The organism is Bacillus sp. NEB1478 (genome assembly GCF_031582965.1).
GTDB lineage: Bacteria > Bacillota > Bacilli > Bacillales > Fictibacillaceae > Fictibacillus.
The window spans coordinates 2,240,786-2,257,604 of record NZ_CP134049.1; the positions used below are offsets into that span (position 1 = coordinate 2,240,786).

Here is a 16,819-nt window from a genome sequence, read left to right on the forward strand (position 1 = left end):
CCTCCACAACCTAACTTTCTTCTGCTGAGCCCTCGTCAATCGACATCAGTCTATGAGCTACAGTTTCTGGCTGCACAGCCGACAAAATGACATGATCACTGTCGGTAACAACAACCGCTCTTGTTCTCCTGCCGTATGTAGCATCAATCAGCATATTTTTTTCTCTGGCGACCGTAATTAACCTTTTGATCGGTGCAGATTCTGGACTGACTACCGCAATGATACGGTGAGCCGCAACAATATTTCCGTACCCAATATTAATTAATTTCATCTCTAAACGCCCCTAACCTGCTACTATTCTAGTCAAATGGAATAACGGGTCATACGCTAATTGTACGATATTGTGAAAAACTGTACACATGTTCTTACATTTTAGCACAGAAAACATAGAATCTAAACATATTTTGCTTAACTTTTGGAAAACCATGAAATACAGTTAGCAAACAATCCTTTTTATTACAAAGGATTTCGCGAATATGACGAATGCATGACTAATCTAAAGTAAGAACGCAATACACGCATGCCTTTGCTGTAATTCTTCAATATAATTCAACCAAATTTTATCTTAAGTTTGTTATGATTAATCTTACCAAAGTTGCCTATTACAAAAATAACTTCATTTAATAACAAGAAAAGCTGGCATAAAAGTATACAACTTTTGAGCCAGCTTCTTTTTATATCAAATTTTATCCCGTTTAAACAATTGAAATCCTGCAAGAGCAAAAGATGGGATGGATGCCATTCCTAGAACAAGCAGCCATTGTCTTAAGCTTAGAGCAACCGTGTGAAATATTTCTTGCAATGGCTGTACATACATAACGACCAGCAAAAGAAGTACTGATGAGATAACGGCGAGCACAAGATAGCCATTTTGCAGCGGATTGCGGTGGAACACTGAATGTTCACTTCGGCAGTCAAAGACATGAATCAGCTGCGCCATGACTAGTGTTGCAAAGGCTACTGACTGTGCAACGATCAGCTGGTCCGGATTCTCTTTTAGCGTAACCCAAAAAGCTAGAATGGTAGCTGCACCAATTAGAAATCCTCGAGAAATGATTTTCCATCCTAGTCCTCTGGAGAAAACACCCTCTTTTGCTTGCCTTGGTCTTCTTCTCATCACATCTTCTTCAGCTTGGTCAACGCCCAGTGCCATTGCAGGCAACCCATCTGTCACAAGGTTTACCCAAAGGATTTGAATCGGAACGAGCGGAAGGGGCAAAGCCATAATCATTGCAAAAAGCATGACGAGAATTTCTCCCACATTTGACGCAAGTAAATAGCGTATGAATTTACGGATATTTTCGTAAATATTTCTTCCCTCTTCAATAGCAGAGCGAATCGTTGCGAAATTATCATCACCAAGTACAAGAGATGAGGCTTCTTTCGCCACATCTGTTCCTGTTATACCCATAGCTATACCAATATTAGCTGATTTAATAGCAGGTGCATCATTTACACCGTCTCCAGTCATTGCAACAACATGTCCCCGTCGCTGCAGAGATTTAACAATTTTGAGTTTATGTTCAGGAGACACTCTGGCATATACATATACATTCTCAGAGATTTTATCGAGTTCATCATCGTTAAGCTGAGCTAATTCTGCGCCTTCCATTACTCTTCCGCCTTCAGGGAGCATGTTTAATTTTTTGGCAATACTCGCAGCAGTCACTACATGATCTCCGGTAATCATGATGGTTTTGATACCAGCGGTGTGACAATCTCTTATACTTTGCTCTACTTCTGGACGAGGCGGATCCATCATTCCTTGAAGTCCAATAAATGTGAGACTTCTTTCAGCGAATGTTGCTTGAGCATAATACTCGTCTTCTTTTAAAGGTCTAACAGCAACTGCGATTGTCCGGAGCGCCTGACTTCCTAAAGCATAAATCGCTTCTTTAATTCGTTCTTTATGAGATTGTTTAATCAGCTGTTTTTTATCTTCCCACACGATATAATCACTTTTCTCCAATAATACATCTGGTGCTCCTTTTACTACGAGCATCTTATTTCCATCCGAATCGTTGACAATGACACTCATCATCTTTCTCGATGAATCGAAAGGAAATTCATGTTCAACAGAAAATTGCTCACTTAGTGACTCTTTCGTTATTCCTGCTTTATAAGCACTTATTAACAAAGCTGTTTCTGTCGGATCCCCGATTTCTATAAGTGATCCCTTTTTCCCTTCTTCTATTGTAGAGTTATTGCATAGTGCACCAAAAGCCAGTACTTCTGTTAGTACGTGCTCACGAGATGCATCTCCTCCTGACGTACTTTCAAACCCATTTTCCCCTACACTCCATTGATTTCCTTGTGCCCAAATTCGAGTAACAGTCATTTTATTTTGTGTCAGAGTTCCTGTTTTATCTGAACAAATAACAGTTGCACAACCAAGCGTTTCTACCGAAGGCAGCTTTCTGACGATCGCTCTCTTCCGGATCATTTTTTGAACCCCGAGCGCAAGAGCAATCGTTACTATCGCAGGAAGTCCTTCTGGTATCGCAGCAACAGCTAATGACACACCAGCTAGAATCATGCTATAAAGATCGTGTCCTTGCATAACTCCAGCAATGACGACCATTACTGTTAATAATAGTGAAAGGGCAATCAAAATTTTTCCTAGCTGCTCTAATTTCATTTGGAGAGGAGTTGCCATGTTCTCTGCCGTTTGTATCAAATGAGCAATCTTCCCCATCTCTGTTCCCATTCCTGTTGCGATTACAATTCCTTCTCCAGCGCCTCTTGTAACCATCGTACCCATAAACGCCATATTGTCCTGATCACCAAGCGGCAGTTCATCGCCGCTGATTTCCCGGTTATGTTTTTGAGAAGGTACTGATTCACCGGTTAAAGCGGATTCTTCAATTTGAAGACCAGTAGTTTTTAGGAGACGGATATCTGCTCCCACTCTGTCACCGCTCAAAATTTTGATTACATCACCAATTACTACATCTTTTGCCGGAATTGAGACCCATCGCCCTTCTCTTAAAACTTGCGCAGTTGGAGCTGACAGTTCCTTTAACGAGGCAAGTGATTTTTCTGCTTTTCGTTCTTGGATAAATCCGAGTATCCCATTCATCACAACAATAAGAATAATCGCGATCGCATCCAAGTATTCTCCTAAAAACCCTGATAACAAAGTTGCTGCTAAAAGCACGAGTACCATAAAATCTTTAAACTGGGCTAAGAACATCAAAATAGCTGAAGGCTTTTCCCCTTCTTCTAGCTGGTTAGGACCATTAAGCTTTAAACGTTTTTCCTGTTCATTCTTCGTTAGTCCTTCGTTCAGCCTGCTGTTGAGAATTGACTCAATTTCATGTTGCGGCAGCTGGTACCAATTCATAGCTTCCACCTCTATTAAGATTAGTTAAAGCCATTTATATGCAGGCATGTCCGTAAAAATGCTATACTATGTATGAGAAATAAGAGGTGAACCAATCATGAGTTTTGATGGAATAATGACACGCGCAATAGCTAAACAATTACAAGAAACATTGACATCTGGACGAATTTCAAAAGTTTATCAGCCGCACAAAACGGATCTCGTTTTTACAATTCGCGCGAATGGAAGAAATCACAAATTATTATTATCGGCAAACCCATCATTCGCCCGTATTCATTTAACAGAACATCAATACGAGAACCCAGACACACCTCCTATGTTTTGTATGCTATTAAGAAAACATTTGGAAAGTGCATTCATAGAATCTATTGAGCAGCTCGATATGGAGAGAATGATCAAAATCACTGTAAAAAACAGAGATGAGATCGGTGATGAGACAACAAAAGTTCTTTATGTGGAAATTATGGGGAGACACAGCAACATCATTTTAACCGATGAAAAAACAGGAAAAATTATAGACAGTATTAAGCATATACCTAGTTTTCAAAACCGTCATCGTACGATATTGCCTGGTTTCTCTTACGTACTTCCTCCTGCACAAGAAAAAGTAAATCCTTTTTCGATACACTCCAAAGAAGAATTTATCTCCAAGATAAATTGGAACGAAGGAAAACTAGATAAGCAGATCGTTTCCACGTTCAGCGGCCTTTCTCCTCTTATCGCTAAAGAAATCGTATGCAGGGCGGGACTTTCAGTAAAAGAAAAAGTAGCAGAATCTTTCCTTTCAATTATCACGCAGCTTAACGATGATCGATATGAACCTCAGATGATTACGAATGATACAAAAGAATATTTTTCTATCATTGAACTAAATCATGTAACAGGAGAGGTAAAAAGGTTTGATGACGTAAGCCGCTTGCTTGACCGTTATTATTATGGCAAGGCGGACCGTGACCGTATAAAACAGCAAGCAAACGATTTGGAAAAGTATTTGTCTAATGAGTACGATAAAATCGCAAAGAAAATCGGCAAACTAAATAAAGAGCTGGAGCAAACCGTAAACGCAGAAGAATTTCAAAAAAAAGGTGAACTCTTAACAGCTTATATGTATTTAGCAAAAAAAGGCGATAAGGAAATAGAGGTTGAAGACTATTTCACAGAGGAACAGCCAATTATAAAAATAGAACTCGATCCTCTTAAAAATCCTGCTGATAATGCACAATCGTATTTTAAAAAATATGCCAAACTTAAAAAATCCGTTTCTATCATTAAAGATCAAATCGATAAATCAGGAGAAGAACTTCTTTATTTTGAACGTCTGATTGTTCAAATGGATTCGGCATCTATGAAAGACGTAGAGGAAATTCGCGAAGAACTTAGCGAAGGCGGATATTTGAAGCATAGACAATCAAAACAAAAGAAAAAACAAAAATCCATTCCAAAGCCTGAACAGTTTGTCTCTACAGATGGAACAGAAATACTTGTCGGCAAGAATAACAAGCAAAATGATTATTTAACTTTCAAGTTATCCAGAGCAAATGAGACATGGCTTCATACGAAAGATATACCTGGTTCACATGTTGTGATCAAATCGGATTCTCCGAGTGAAACAGCCTTAACGGAAGCAGCTGTTTTAGCTGGATTTTATAGTAAAGCGAAAAACTCCAGTTCAGTTCCTGTAGACTTCACTTTGATTAAACATGTTAAAAAGCCAAATGGTTCTAAACCCGGATTTGTTATATATGATAATCAGCAAACGCTTTATGTCACTCCAGATGAAGATGTCGTTTGGAAACTGAAGAAATAAACAAAAGCAGAACAGTCCATTAAGATGGGATGTTCTGCTTTTTCTTTGCAATTGTAATAATAGCGAGTCCCCCAAGTACTTCTTTGTGACTTATTTCAGTAAAATGCAGTTTCTCAAGGAGCTCAGTCATTTCATCCGTAGTATATCTGTGTCTTTTCGTACTGACATTCGACCATTTCAACAGAGCTGTTCTCTCAAAGCCAGAAATTCCATTTTCTTTTCCATATTGTGCTGCTGTTTCCTGACTCATTTTTTCTGTAGGATTGAGCATTGCGATCTGCCCTCCTTGTTTCAACACGCGGTGTATTTCTTTAATTCCTTGTTCAGGATGAGGCAATAAGAACATTACACATGTCGATATTCCAAGATCAAAGGAGTGAGCATTAAAAGGCAGTTTCTCTGCGTCAGCTATTAAAAACTCACTTTTGCCGCTTAATTCATGATAAAAAAATTGCTGGATACTTGCTTTTACCATCTCTGATGAAAGATCGACACCGACTAATTTATTAGCCTCTTCCGCTCCTCGCAGCAAAAGTCTCCCTGTTCCACAGCCTACATCTAAAACATCTTTCCCATTCCACGATCCCGTTGTTTCTTTTAATGATTCATGAATTTTTTTGAGCCATGAAGTTCTCGCCATACTGTCAAAGAAAGAAACAAGCTCATCAAATTCCTCGCCGTTCATTTTACGCAAGGTAACCCTCATCTCCTTTTCTATTTGGAAATGGTTGCGGTCTCCCAATTTTCAGGGTCTTTCTGCCAGTCATTTAATAAAGAAAGTCCTCTGTCACTTATCGTGCCGCTCTTTTCAGCTTCCTTTATTAATGTACTAAACTTTGTAGCAGTTTGAAAGGATAGCCCCTCATTTTCAAAAGCTTCTTCCGCTTTCTTAAGACCATAGCTAAATATTCCCACGACTCCAGCAACTTCAATACCAGACTCACGAAGTGCCTGACAAGCTTGAATAGAACTTTTCCCTGTAGAAATTAAATCTTCTATCACAACCGCTTTTTTACTATTTTCACTTAAGCCTTCGATTTGCTTTCCTTTACCGTGGCTTTTCGCACTCGATCTTACATAGCACATCGGCAGCTGCATCTTCTCAGCTACAAAAGCAGCATGCGGAATCCCTGCTGTAGCAGTACCTGCGATTACATCGATATTAGGATAATGTGTCTTGATCAAGGATACCAGTACATCTGCTACTTGATTACGGAATTCAGGATACGCTAGAATAAGCCGGTTATCACAATAGATTGGAGATTTCATACCGGATGACCAAGTAAAAGGTTCTTCAGGTGATAATGACACAGCCTTAATATTAAGCAATTGTTGAGCGATTGTTGTTTTCATGAACTTCTCTCCATTCTTTTATGATTTTTTCATACACCTTAACAGGTTCATCAGACTGCGTTATATTTCTTCCGATAACCATGTAGTCTACGCCTTTGTGAGCAGCGTCACACGGTGTGGATACCCTCACTTGATCATGTACTTGTTGGTTTGACATTCGAATTCCAGGTGTTACGGTTAAAAAGGACTTGCCGCATGCTGCTTTGATGCTCTCTACTTCATGAGCAGAGCATACGACTCCATCCAACCCCGATTGTTTTGCTAATGATGCGTAATGAGTTACACATTCTAGCAAATTTGCCTGTTTGATCAAAAGTTCAGTATGGAGCATTTTTTCGTCTGTGCTTGTTAATTGTGTAACAGCAATTAATTTTGTTTGGTGTGCACCTGAGTCGAGCAAGCCTTCTTTTGCCGCTTTCATCATACTCGTTCCACCTGCAGCATGCACATTTATCATATCGACACCGGTCGATCCAAGTACTTTCATGGCTTTATAAACAGTCGTTGGAATATCATGAAGTTTTAAATCTAAGAAAATAGGAAAATTCCGTTCTTTTAACCAGTTTAAAAAAGGAATTCCCTCCGCATAAAACAGTTCCATTCCTACTTTTACATAAGGAGTCAATCCTTCAAAAGATAATAAAAATTCCTTTGCTTTATTACCATTTTCAAAATCTAAAGCGACGATAACGGGGTTTTCCATTTTACTGTGCTCCTCCCTGTCAGTTCACTGATTTGATCGACACCAATTTCATCAAGCAATGACGGCAGTTTCTCAATAATTTCTGGACAAGTATATGGGTTTACAAAGTTAGCTGTTCCAACTGCAACAGCTGATGCTCCGGCTGACATCATTTCTATTACGTCTTCTGCACAGCTGACGCCTCCCATACCGATTATCGGAAGAGATACTTTACTGCTCACTTCATAGATCATGCGGACCGCAACAGGTTTAATAGCAGGACCAGATAGCCCGCCAGTTCTGTTTGCCAAAATGGGTGCACCTGTTCTCCAATCCAATTTCATACCGATTAATGTGTTAATCATCGATAATCCATCTGCTCCTGCTTCTTCGACGGCTAAAGCCATCTCTACGATGTTAGCAACGTTCGGTGAAAGCTTCACATAGACTGGTTTTGAAGAAGCCGCTTTTACTTTTCGGGTAAGTGAAGCAGCGGACTTGTAGTCGATACCAAACTGGATTCCGCCTTCTTTCACATTCGGACAAGAAATGTTAAGTTCAACTGCCGAAACTAATGGATGGTCAGAAATCTGTTTTGTTACTTCGATGTACTCTTCTTCTGTAGATCCTGCGATATTAGCAAGGATGGGGATCCTAAATGGTTCAAGCTCAGGAATTTCTTGTTCCATAATTTTTTTCACCCCTGGATTTTGCAGACCTATGGCGTTTAACATGCCACTTTCTGTTTCTGCAACTCGCGGTGTTGGATTGCCGAAGCGTCCATCTAACGTGGCAGCTTTTATTGTAATGCCTCCTAAAACACTTAAGTCATACCATTTCGCGTATTCTTTCCCGAATCCGAAGCAGCCTGAAGCAGGTAAAATGGGATTTTTCATTTGAAGACCTGGCAAATTTACGTTTAGCCGATTCATAACACGACCTCCCCCATTTTAAATACTGGACCATCACTGCAGATTTTCACATATCCTGATTCTCTTGTATCTGCTGGACATACACAGGCGAAACACGCTCCTAATCCGCAACCCATACGTTCTTCAAGTGACAGATAGCCCTCTAATCCAGCCGCCTTTTCTTCCACAGCCTTCAGCATTACTGCAGGTCCTACCGAATAAATGGACGTTCCATCAGTTAAAAGAGAATCCATCGCATCCGTTACGAAACCTCTTGTGCCGAGTGAACCATCAATGGTTGTAACATGTGTCTCTCCGATTTCTTGAAATCTCCCAACATAAAAGCTGTCATTTTCAGATTGAAAACCTAGAACAAATGAAACTTCGATTCCTTTTTCTACCAATTTTTTACCGAGATAATAGAGAGGAGGCACTCCGATTCCTCCACCGACCAACAATGCTTTTTTTTCAGGATTTATTGTTTCTGTTGTAAATCCGTTTCCTAACGGACCAAGAACATCAACTTTTTGACCTGTTTGTTTTTCACTGAGTTGTACCGTTCCATCTCCATGCGCGCGGTAAAGTAGTGTAACCACTTCATTTTCTAGGTCAACATCGCAAATTGACAGCGGTCTTCTTAATAGCTTGCTGGAATGATCCCCAACTTTTACATGGAGAAACTGCCCCGGTGTAACCATCATTTTTACACCAGGACCTGACAATTTCATTTCAAATATACGCTGTGCAATCTCCTTATTAGATAGAACTGTCAGAAGATGTTTTTTCATACAAACACCTTTTCACGTTTTGTAAATGATGACAGTGCGTGTGCTGAAAAAGAGATGGATTCTAGTACTTCTAAAAGGGCAACTGCTGTATCTAAGTTCGTTAAGCAGACAACGCCGCCTTCTGCACATTCTCTTCTGATTCTGAAACCATCTCTAGCAGGCTGTTTTCCTTTAGTTAGCGTGTTTACTACAAACTGAACTTCGCCTTTTCTAATAACTTCTAATAAATTTCTGCCTGGACTGCCGATCTTCCCGACAACTTCTACTGGAATATTTTCCTTTTCAATCATATGTGCAGTTCCTTCAGTCGCCATGATCGAATAACCGATCTCAGAAAATCTTTTTACCATTTTAAGAGCTTCAGTTTTATCTTTATCAGCTACTGTAAAGAGTACGGTTCCGTATGCTGGAATCTTCATACCTGATGCAATAAGTCCTTTGTAAAGCGCTTTTTGAAGATTCTTATCACGACCCATTACTTCACCTGTTGACTTCATCTCAGGCCCGAGGTAAGTATCTACTCTTCTAAGTTTTGCAAAAGAGAACACTGGTACTTTCACAGATACTTCATCTGCTTCCTCTTGATAGCCTGTTTCATATCCAAGTGAAGTTAAGGTTTCTCCTAAAATAATTTTAGTCGCAACATTCGCCATAGGTACTCCAGTAATTTTGCTTAAAAACGGCACTGTTCTGCTCGAACGCGGGTTCACTTCTAATACATATACTTCATCTTTGTGCCAGACAAACTGGATGTTCAGCAATCCGATAATCTTCAAACCTTTTGCGATCGAAATCGTACGATCAATGATTTTTTCTTTAATTGCTGCTGGCAAGGTTTGCGGAGGATATACAGCGATTGAATCACCTGAATGAACACCAGCCCGTTCAATATGTTCCATCATACCTGGTATAAAAACATCAGTTCCGTCAGAAATCGCATCTACTTCAATTTCTTTTCCTATAAGATAACGATCGACCAGTACCGGATGATCCGGGTTTACTTTAACCGCATTTTCCATATATTGCAGAAGTTCACTTTCCTGATAAACAATCTCCATTGCTCTTCCGCCAAGAACATAAGAAGGGCGAACAAGTACCGGATAGCCGATCGTTGATGCGATAGCAACTGCATCTGTTACTGAGAATGCCGTCTTTCCAGCAGGCTGTGGAATCTCCAGCTTTTTCATTACTTGCTCAAACCGCTCCCTGTCTTCTGCAAGGTCCATACTGTCAATTGATGTTCCTAAAATCTTAATTCCTCTTCTTTCAAGCTCTTCTGAAAGATTGATTGCTGTTTGTCCTCCGAATTGAACGATTACTCCTTCTGGTTTTTCGTGGTCGATGACATGCATTACATCTTCAATTGTAAGTGGTTCAAAGTATAATTTGTCAGACATACTGAAGTCAGTCGATACAGTTTCAGGATTGTTATTGATAATGATCGCTTCATATCCTGCTTCCTGTATCGCCCATACTGTATGAACCGTTGCATAATCGAACTCAATTCCTTGCCCGATTCTGATTGGTCCTGATCCTAGAACGACAACGCTCTTTTTATCCGTAATAACCGACTCGTCTTCTTCTGCATATGTTCCGTAATAATATGGTGTTTCCGATTCAAATTCAGCTGCACATGTATCCACCATCTTAAAAACAGGTTTTATTCCTTCTTCTGTTCTAAGCTTATAAAGTTCAAATTCATCTATACCCCAGGCTTCAGCGATCCATCTGTCACTAAATCCTTTTTCTTTCGCTTTTCGTAAAAGACTGGTATCGTTTTTACGTTCTTTCATTCTTTTCTCTAGTAATATAATGCCTTGCAATTTTTCTAAAAAGAAGTAGTCGATTTTCGTCCATTCATGTATTTCTTCAACAGTGATTCCGATTCTAAGACCTTCCGCGATATAAAACAAACGCTCATCATCCGCTTCAAGAATTTTTTCCTCTATTTCATTTTTTGAAAAATCTTTCCCTTTTAGCTCAATATGAAAAGCTGAAATTTCAAGTGACCGGACGGCTTTTAAAAGAGACTCTTCAAAGTTGCGTCCGATTGCCATTACTTCTCCCGTTGCTTTCATTTGAGTTCCTAGCTTACGGTTCGCTCCTTCAAACTTATCAAATGGCCATCTCGGAATTTTTGAAACAATGTAATCCAGTGCTGGCTCAAAACAGGCAAACGTTGTCCCTGTGACAGGGTTCTTCACCTCATCAAGTGTGTAGCCTACTGCAATTTTGGCAGCTAGTTTAGCGATTGGATAACCTGTTGCTTTTGATGCCAAAGCTGATGAACGGCTCACTCGCGGATTGACTTCAATAATGTAATATTGAGAGCTGTTTGGATCGAGTGCGAGCTGAACGTTACAGCCCCCTTCTATTTCAAGTGCTCTAATTATTTTCAATGAAGCGTTGCGGAGCATCTGATAGTCACGGTCTGACAATGTCTGGCTCGGTGCGACTACGATGGAATCACCAGTATGAATCCCTACTGGGTCAAAGTTTTCCATATTACATACAACGATCGCTGTATCATTTTTATCTCTCATCACTTCATATTCAATCTCTTTGAAACCAGCAATGCTTTTTTCAATTAACACTTGTCCTACTGGGCTTGCATGCAGCCCTGCCGGTGTAATTTCCAAAAATTCTTCTTCGTTGCTGACTATACCTCCGCCTGTTCCGCCTAATGTGAACGCTGGTCGAATTATGACTGGATAACCGTTCTCTTTTACAAAAACTTTTGCTTCATCCATGTTTCTAACGATTGCACTCTCAGGAACAGGTTCATTGAGTTTGTTCATCAAGTCTCTGAACAAATCGCGATCTTCCGCTTGCTGGATTGAATGAAGCTTCGTTCCTAATAATTCAACGTTATATTCTTTTAAAATACCTGAATCTGAAAGTTCAACTGCTAAGTTTAAACCTGTTTGGCCGCCCAGTGTTGCGAGAAGTCCGTCTGGACGTTCTTGACGGATGATTCTGCTTACAAACTCAAGTGTTAATGGTTCAATGTACACTTTATCTGCCATATTCGGATCCGTCATGATTGTTGCTGGGTTCGAGTTTACAAGTACAACTTCATATCCCTCTTCTTTTAAAGCTTGACACGCTTGAGTTCCTGCATAATCAAATTCAGCTGCTTGTCCAATTACAATAGGTCCAGAACCGATTACTAAAATCTTTCGAATATCATGTCGTTTAGGCATAATTCATCAAACCTTCTTTCTTTGTTGTTTTAATCATCATCATGAATTCATCAAATATCGGATTCGAGTCATGTGGCCCTGGTGAAGCTTCAGGATGATATTGAATAGAGAAAGCTGGTTTAACTTTATGTTTCAATCCTTCTACTGTTCCATCATTTACAGCTTGGTGTGTAAATTCAAGTTCTGTATTCAATAAAGAATTCTCTGTTACGGCATACCCATGATTCTGAGAAGTCAGAGCGATTTTCCCCGTAGTTAAATCCTTGACTGGATGGTTCGATCCTCGATGTCCAAACTTTAATTTTTCTGTATTTCCGCCGCATGCAAGCGCAAGAAGCTGGTGTCCCAAACAGATTCCGAGCATTGGTATGTTATGATTCAACAATTCTTTAATCATGGATATTCCGCACTGAACATCTTTTGGATCTCCAGGACCGTTGCTCAGCAAAATTCCATCTGGCTGTAATCGTATAATATCTGAACTTGATGTGTTGTACGGCACAACAATGACATCACAGTTTCTAGCTGATAATTCTCGGAGCATCCCGCTTTTCACTCCAAAATCCACAACAACTACACGGTAGCCGCTGTTTGGTAAATGGTATGGAGTTTTTGTTGAAACTTTTTTTACTTGATCTGTATTAAGTGGTAATTCAGTCAATTCATTTATTATTTGAGTGACATTCTCAAGAGAATTTGATAATTTGCCTTTCAGCGTACCGTGCTTACGGATTTTTCTTGTAAGCTTGCGCGTATCAATTCCATATAATCCAGGTATATCCTTAGCTGTTAGCCAGCTGCTTAGTGATTGCATTCCTTCATGGTGACTCGGAAAATCTGCTTGTTCATTTACGATAATGCCGCTTGTTGCAGGACGGATTGACTCATAATCAGAGCGGTTGATGCCGTAATTTCCGATTAGAGGATAAGTGAAAACGATAATCTGATCACAATAAGAGGGATCTGTCATTACCTCTTGATAACCTGTCATGCTTGTTGTAAAAACTACTTCTCCGTTTGACTCGCGATTTGAACCAAATGCTAAACCTTCAAAGATTGTGCCATCCTCTAAAATTAAGAAACGTTTCATACGAAGCTCTCCTCCTTTTGATAAACAAGCTTACCGTTAAATATCGTTGCTGCTGGCCATCCTTTACAAATCCAGCCATTAAAAGGGGTATTTTTTCCTTTAGAAACAAACTTTTCTGCATTAATTACTTCTTCATGTTCCAAATCTATGATAGTGATATCAGCTGGTGCACCTTCTATTAAGTAACCATAAGGCAGATTGAATGTATCAGCAGGTTTTTTTGTCATCATATCTACCAGTTCTTGTAACGTTAATACCTTTTGGTTTATTACTAGTTCTGTGTAAAGAAGTGGAAATGCCGTTTCAAGACCCACAATTCCAAATGGAGCAAGATCAACACTTTGTTTTTTTTCTTCCTCACTATGCGGTGCATGATCGGTAGCGATAAAATCCAATGTCCCTTCCTTTAAACCTTGGATCAAAGCTTCCCGGTCTGCAGAACTTCTTAAAGGTGGATTCATTTTATAATGAGTATCGTTGCTTTTTATATCTTGATCACAAAGGATCAAGTGATGAGGCGTTACTTCTGCACTCACTTTTATACCTGCTCGCTTTGCATCTTTAATCACTCTGACTGATTCTTTTGTACTCACATGACAAACATGGTACCTTGCGTCAGCCGCTTCAGCGAGCAAAATATCCCTTGCAATATGGACCGATTCACTCACTGATGGAATCCCAGGCAAACCTTCTTTTTCGGTAAAATTCCCTTCGTGAAATGCAGCCCCTTTCGTTAAGAGGGTATTGTCTTCACAATGTGCTACTATAACAGCGCCTTGTTTGCTGGCTTCTTTCATTGCACTCAGCATCATGCCAGCTGATTGTACTCCAACACCATCATCGGTAAATGCAAAAGCTCCTTTGTTCAATAAAGCGTTAAAATCAGTCATTTCTTTTCCAATCTGTCTAATCGTGATCGATGCGTAGGGTAAAACCCTGCAGTTTGCGGTTTCATTTATCTTTTTTTGTACAAGCCCCATCGTTTCGATCGAGTCCGGAACTGGCCGAGTGTTCGGCATAGCTGCAAGCGTTGTATATCCGCCTTTGAGAGCGGCTTTTGTTCCCGAGTCAATCGTTTCTTTATGCTCGCCGCCTGGCTCTCTTAAATGTACGTGCAGGTCGACAAATCCAGGAGTAATAAGCTTCCCGCTGACATCAAGTACTTCATGCTGTTCAACGGCTAAGTGGGTACCTATTTCTTTAATCTTATTTTCTACAATCAGAATATCTTGTTTAATTAATTGGTTGTTCCCATCTAAAACACTACCATTTTTTAGTAAATAACCCATTTGCAACCGCCTCCTGATTTGTGTTTAATGCCCATTTAAGAACAGCCATTCGAATATACACACCATTTTGTACTTGCTTAAAAATTCTTGAGCGCGGACATTCTACAAGCTCGTCCGCCAATTCAACACCTCTGTTAACAGGTGCAGGATGCATTATGATACTATGAGGCTTCATTTTTTTCTCACGTTCTAACGTTAATCCAAACTTCTGATGATATTCCTCTTTTGGCAATAGCATACTTTTACTATGTCTTTCGTGCTGGATACGAAGCATCATCATGACGTCAGCAGTCTTTACTGCTTCATCCATCGGGATAAAGTCATTTCTCCACTCATCGACAAACCATTCTTCTGGTCCCGAAAATAGCACTCTCGCCCCCATTTTTCTGAGGACTTCCGCATTTGATCGAGCGACTCGGCTATGGAGAATATCTCCCACGATCACTATAGTCAGCCCTTGCAGAACAATGAATTCTTGCTGAATCGTTAATAGATCAAGGAGTGATTGAGTCGGATGATTGCCGCACCCATCACCCGCATTGATAATAGGTACATTTAATTTTTCAGCTAACCCATCAAAATAACGATCTTGTGGATGTCTTATAACAAAAGCTGATACCCCGATTTCTTCGAGTGTCCTCAAAGTGTCATACAGTGATTCACCCTTTTGAAGACTCGAGCTGCTTCCTTCTACATTCATTGGCTTAAGCCCAAGTCTGTGTTCTGCTGCTTCAAAACTAAACCTTGTTCTTGTACTTGGTTCAAAAAATAAGTTTGCAACCATATGATCTTGTATACGGTGTTCTTTTTTCCCATTGATATAATCTGTTGCTTTGTTAAGAATGTACTGAATATCATTTAACGTCAGCTCGCTCATTGAAAGTAGATGATTCATCCTCAACTCTCCTTTTTTGTATAAAAATAGCACCCTAAAAATTTTTAGGGTGCCCTTAACAGAAGAAAGCTTTCTTCTTCTCTTTCGATCACCCTTTTAAGTCTCTCGTACTTAATTAAAAGGCGGTTTATGCAGCTGTACCGTTGTCATTAGTCTCGGCCTTAAACATGTTATTCATCAAATCTTCATCTTTTTCTTTGCCAGGCAATATGAGGTTTAAGAAAATCCCGATTATTGTAGCTAGCGCCATTCCCGCTATTTCAAAATTTGCATTAAACTTAAGTGCAGCTCCGCCAATTCCCGTAACTAGGATGACAGATGAAATAATTAAGTTTCTCTTATTTCCAAAGTCGATCTTATTATCGACTAGCATTCTCAAGCCTGATGAAGCGATGATTCCGAACAGAAGGATAGAGACACCGCCCATTACAGCTGTCGGTATTGTGCTGATCAGAGCAGTAACTTTTCCAGAGAATCCGAACAGGATAGCTGTCACTGCAGCTCCTCCGATTACGAACACGGAATAAACGCGTGTAATTGCAAGTACACCAATATTTTCACCATATGTTGTCACTGGAGGACCACCGATCAATGATCCGATCATAACACCTAATCCGTCACCTAATATAGAACGATGAAGACCAGGCTTTTCGATAAAGTTTCTTCCAACTACTTTTGATAAAACAAGCTGATGCCCAATATGTTCTGAGATGGTTACTACTGCAACAGGCATCATGATGGCTGCTATACTCCACGAAAAGTGAGGGGTATAGTTTACAAATGGTACTAAAAAGTCTGGTGCTTGAACCCAGTTTGCTTCAGCTACTTTCGAAAAATCCACAATTCCTCTGAAGTAAGCAAATGTAAATCCGGAAATTATTCCGATTAAGATTGGGATGATTCCAAGTATTCCTCTAAAAAATATCGAGCATATAATTGTTACAGCAAGTGTGAATAGCGCAACCGTGAAATGAGTTAAACTGTACTCTTTCGTTACTGGATTATTCATTGCCATTCCCACAGCGACATTTGCAAGTCCCAAACCGATTACGATAATTACTGGACCTACTACTACTGGTGGAAGAAGTCGCATTAGCCATTTAAGACCGAATGATTTAATTAAGAGCGCAACTACTCCGTATACAAGACCTGCCAGAAAACTTCCGATCATAGCAGCTTCAAGGCCGCCTAATGCCTTTACAGTAATAATGGGTGTAATAAAAGCAAAACTAGATCCAAGATAGGCAGGAATCTGTCCTTTCGTTACAAGTAAGTAAGCAAGTGTAGCAAGACCGCTTGAAACAAGTGCAACACCAGGATGAAGTCCAACTAAGAATGGTACCAGTACAGTTGCACCAAACATGGCAAACAAGTGCTGAAGTGATAAAGTGAACCATTGAGCTGTTTTCGGTTTTTCATGTACATCTAAAATTGCTTTATTGTTATTTTCCATTATTG

General features: G+C 39.8%; 12 protein-coding genes and 1 pseudogene. 1 reads left to right on the forward strand and 12 read right to left on the reverse strand.

All coding sequences use genetic code 11. The features are described from left to right. Positions 1 to 10: 10 nt before the first annotated feature. Entirely contained in the window at positions 11 to 271 is a 261-nt protein-coding gene (gene remA, locus RGB74_RS11040) for an extracellular matrix/biofilm regulator RemA (RefSeq protein WP_310759364.1), read from the reverse strand. Positions 272 to 679: 408 nt separating this feature from the next. Beyond that, positions 680 to 3,343 carry a calcium-translocating P-type ATPase, SERCA-type gene (locus tag RGB74_RS11045; RefSeq protein ID WP_310759365.1) on the reverse strand — a complete coding sequence of 888 codons (2,664 nt, stop codon included), beginning with the start codon at positions 3,341 to 3,343 and terminating at the stop codon, positions 680 to 682. A gap of 97 nt (positions 3,344 to 3,440) precedes the next feature. On the opposite strand from RGB74_RS11045, the gene RGB74_RS11050 reads away from it, so the two are divergent. After that, positions 3,441 to 5,150 (forward strand): Rqc2 family fibronectin-binding protein, encoded by a 1,710-nt coding sequence (locus RGB74_RS11050; protein WP_310759366.1) that lies wholly within the window; start codon positions 3,441 to 3,443, stop codon positions 5,148 to 5,150. Between the two features lie 19 nt (positions 5,151 to 5,169). Here RGB74_RS11050 and RGB74_RS11055 read toward each other — a convergent pair whose 3' ends face one another. The 10 genes and pseudogenes from RGB74_RS11055 to RGB74_RS11100 all read right to left on the reverse strand — a co-directional run bounded on the left by RGB74_RS11055 (position 5,170) and on the right by RGB74_RS11100 (position 16,814). Beyond that, positions 5,170 to 5,835: a class I SAM-dependent methyltransferase gene (locus RGB74_RS11055; RefSeq protein WP_310762854.1), complete on the reverse strand. Its 666-nt coding sequence runs from the start codon at positions 5,833 to 5,835 to the stop codon at positions 5,170 to 5,172. Positions 5,836 to 5,864: 29 nt separating this feature from the next. Continuing rightward, a complete protein-coding gene (gene pyrE, locus RGB74_RS11060) occupies positions 5,865 to 6,503 on the reverse strand; it encodes an orotate phosphoribosyltransferase (protein WP_310759367.1) in 639 nt (212 codons plus the stop codon). Next, positions 6,472 to 7,206 (reverse strand): orotidine-5'-phosphate decarboxylase, encoded by a 735-nt coding sequence (pyrF, locus tag RGB74_RS11065; RefSeq protein WP_310759368.1) that lies wholly within the window; start codon positions 7,204 to 7,206, stop codon positions 6,472 to 6,474. Before pyrF ends, pyrE begins: the two co-directional genes overlap by 32 nt. Continuing rightward, positions 7,179 to 8,117: a dihydroorotate dehydrogenase gene (locus RGB74_RS11070; protein WP_310759369.1), complete on the reverse strand. Its 939-nt coding sequence runs from the start codon at positions 8,115 to 8,117 to the stop codon at positions 7,179 to 7,181. Before RGB74_RS11070 ends, pyrF begins: the two co-directional genes overlap by 28 nt. After that, positions 8,114 to 8,884, reverse strand: coding sequence for a dihydroorotate dehydrogenase electron transfer subunit (locus RGB74_RS11075; protein WP_310759370.1), 771 nt, complete (start codon positions 8,882 to 8,884; stop codon positions 8,114 to 8,116). Before RGB74_RS11075 ends, RGB74_RS11070 begins: the two co-directional genes overlap by 4 nt. Then, complete coding sequence (carB, locus tag RGB74_RS11080) at positions 8,881 to 12,087, reverse strand: carbamoyl-phosphate synthase large subunit (RefSeq protein WP_310759371.1); 3,207 nt, start codon at positions 12,085 to 12,087, stop codon at positions 8,881 to 8,883. Before carB ends, RGB74_RS11075 begins: the two co-directional genes overlap by 4 nt. Then, a pseudogene (locus RGB74_RS11085) lies at positions 12,054 to 13,177 on the reverse strand (carbamoyl phosphate synthase small subunit). Before RGB74_RS11085 ends, carB begins: the two are co-directional and overlap by 34 nt. Further along, positions 13,174 to 14,466 (reverse strand): dihydroorotase, encoded by a 1,293-nt coding sequence (locus RGB74_RS11090; RefSeq protein ID WP_310759373.1) that lies wholly within the window; start codon positions 14,464 to 14,466, stop codon positions 13,174 to 13,176. The pseudogene RGB74_RS11085 and the gene RGB74_RS11090 overlap by 4 nt, the downstream one beginning before the upstream one ends. After that, on the reverse strand, positions 14,441 to 15,361 hold the full coding sequence (locus RGB74_RS11095) for an aspartate carbamoyltransferase catalytic subunit (protein WP_310759374.1): 921 nt from the start codon (positions 15,359 to 15,361) through the stop codon (positions 14,441 to 14,443). The genes RGB74_RS11090 and RGB74_RS11095 overlap by 26 nt, the downstream gene beginning before the upstream one ends. A gap of 127 nt (positions 15,362 to 15,488) precedes the next feature. After that, positions 15,489 to 16,814, reverse strand: a complete 1,326-nt coding sequence (locus tag RGB74_RS11100; RefSeq protein ID WP_310759375.1) for a solute carrier family 23 protein — start codon at positions 16,812 to 16,814, stop codon at positions 15,489 to 15,491. Positions 16,815 to 16,819 lie beyond the last annotated feature (5 nt).

Excerpts from the sequence above, each read along its gene's own strand:
- remA (WP_310759364.1), bottom strand. The coding sequence starts at position 271 with ATGAAATTAATTAATATTGGGTACGGAAATATTGTTGCGGCTCACCGT.
- RGB74_RS11100 (WP_310759375.1), bottom strand. The coding sequence starts at position 16,814 with ATGGAAAATAACAATAAAGCAATTTTAGATGTACATGAAAAACCGAAA.
- pyrF (WP_310759368.1), bottom strand. The coding sequence starts at position 7,206 with ATGGAAAACCCCGTTATCGTCGCTTTAGATTTTGAAAATGGTAATAAA.
- RGB74_RS11070 (WP_310759369.1), bottom strand. The coding sequence starts at position 8,117 with ATGAATCGGCTAAACGTAAATTTGCCAGGTCTTCAAATGAAAAATCCC.
- RGB74_RS11095 (WP_310759374.1), bottom strand. The coding sequence starts at position 15,361 with ATGAATCATCTACTTTCAATGAGCGAGCTGACGTTAAATGATATTCAG.
- RGB74_RS11075 (WP_310759370.1), bottom strand. The coding sequence starts at position 8,884 with ATGAAAAAACATCTTCTGACAGTTCTATCTAATAAGGAGATTGCACAG.
- pyrE (WP_310759367.1), bottom strand. The coding sequence starts at position 6,503 with ATGAAAACAACAATCGCTCAACAATTGCTTAATATTAAGGCTGTGTCA.
- RGB74_RS11050 (WP_310759366.1), top strand. The coding sequence starts at position 3,441 with ATGAGTTTTGATGGAATAATGACACGCGCAATAGCTAAACAATTACAA.
- RGB74_RS11090 (WP_310759373.1), bottom strand. The coding sequence starts at position 14,466 with ATGGGTTATTTACTAAAAAATGGTAGTGTTTTAGATGGGAACAACCAA.
- RGB74_RS11055 (WP_310762854.1), bottom strand. The coding sequence starts at position 5,835 with ATGAACGGCGAGGAATTTGATGAGCTTGTTTCTTTCTTTGACAGTATG.
- carB (WP_310759371.1), bottom strand. The coding sequence starts at position 12,087 with ATGCCTAAACGACATGATATTCGAAAGATTTTAGTAATCGGTTCTGGA.
- RGB74_RS11045 (WP_310759365.1), bottom strand. The coding sequence starts at position 3,343 with ATGAATTGGTACCAGCTGCCGCAACATGAAATTGAGTCAATTCTCAAC.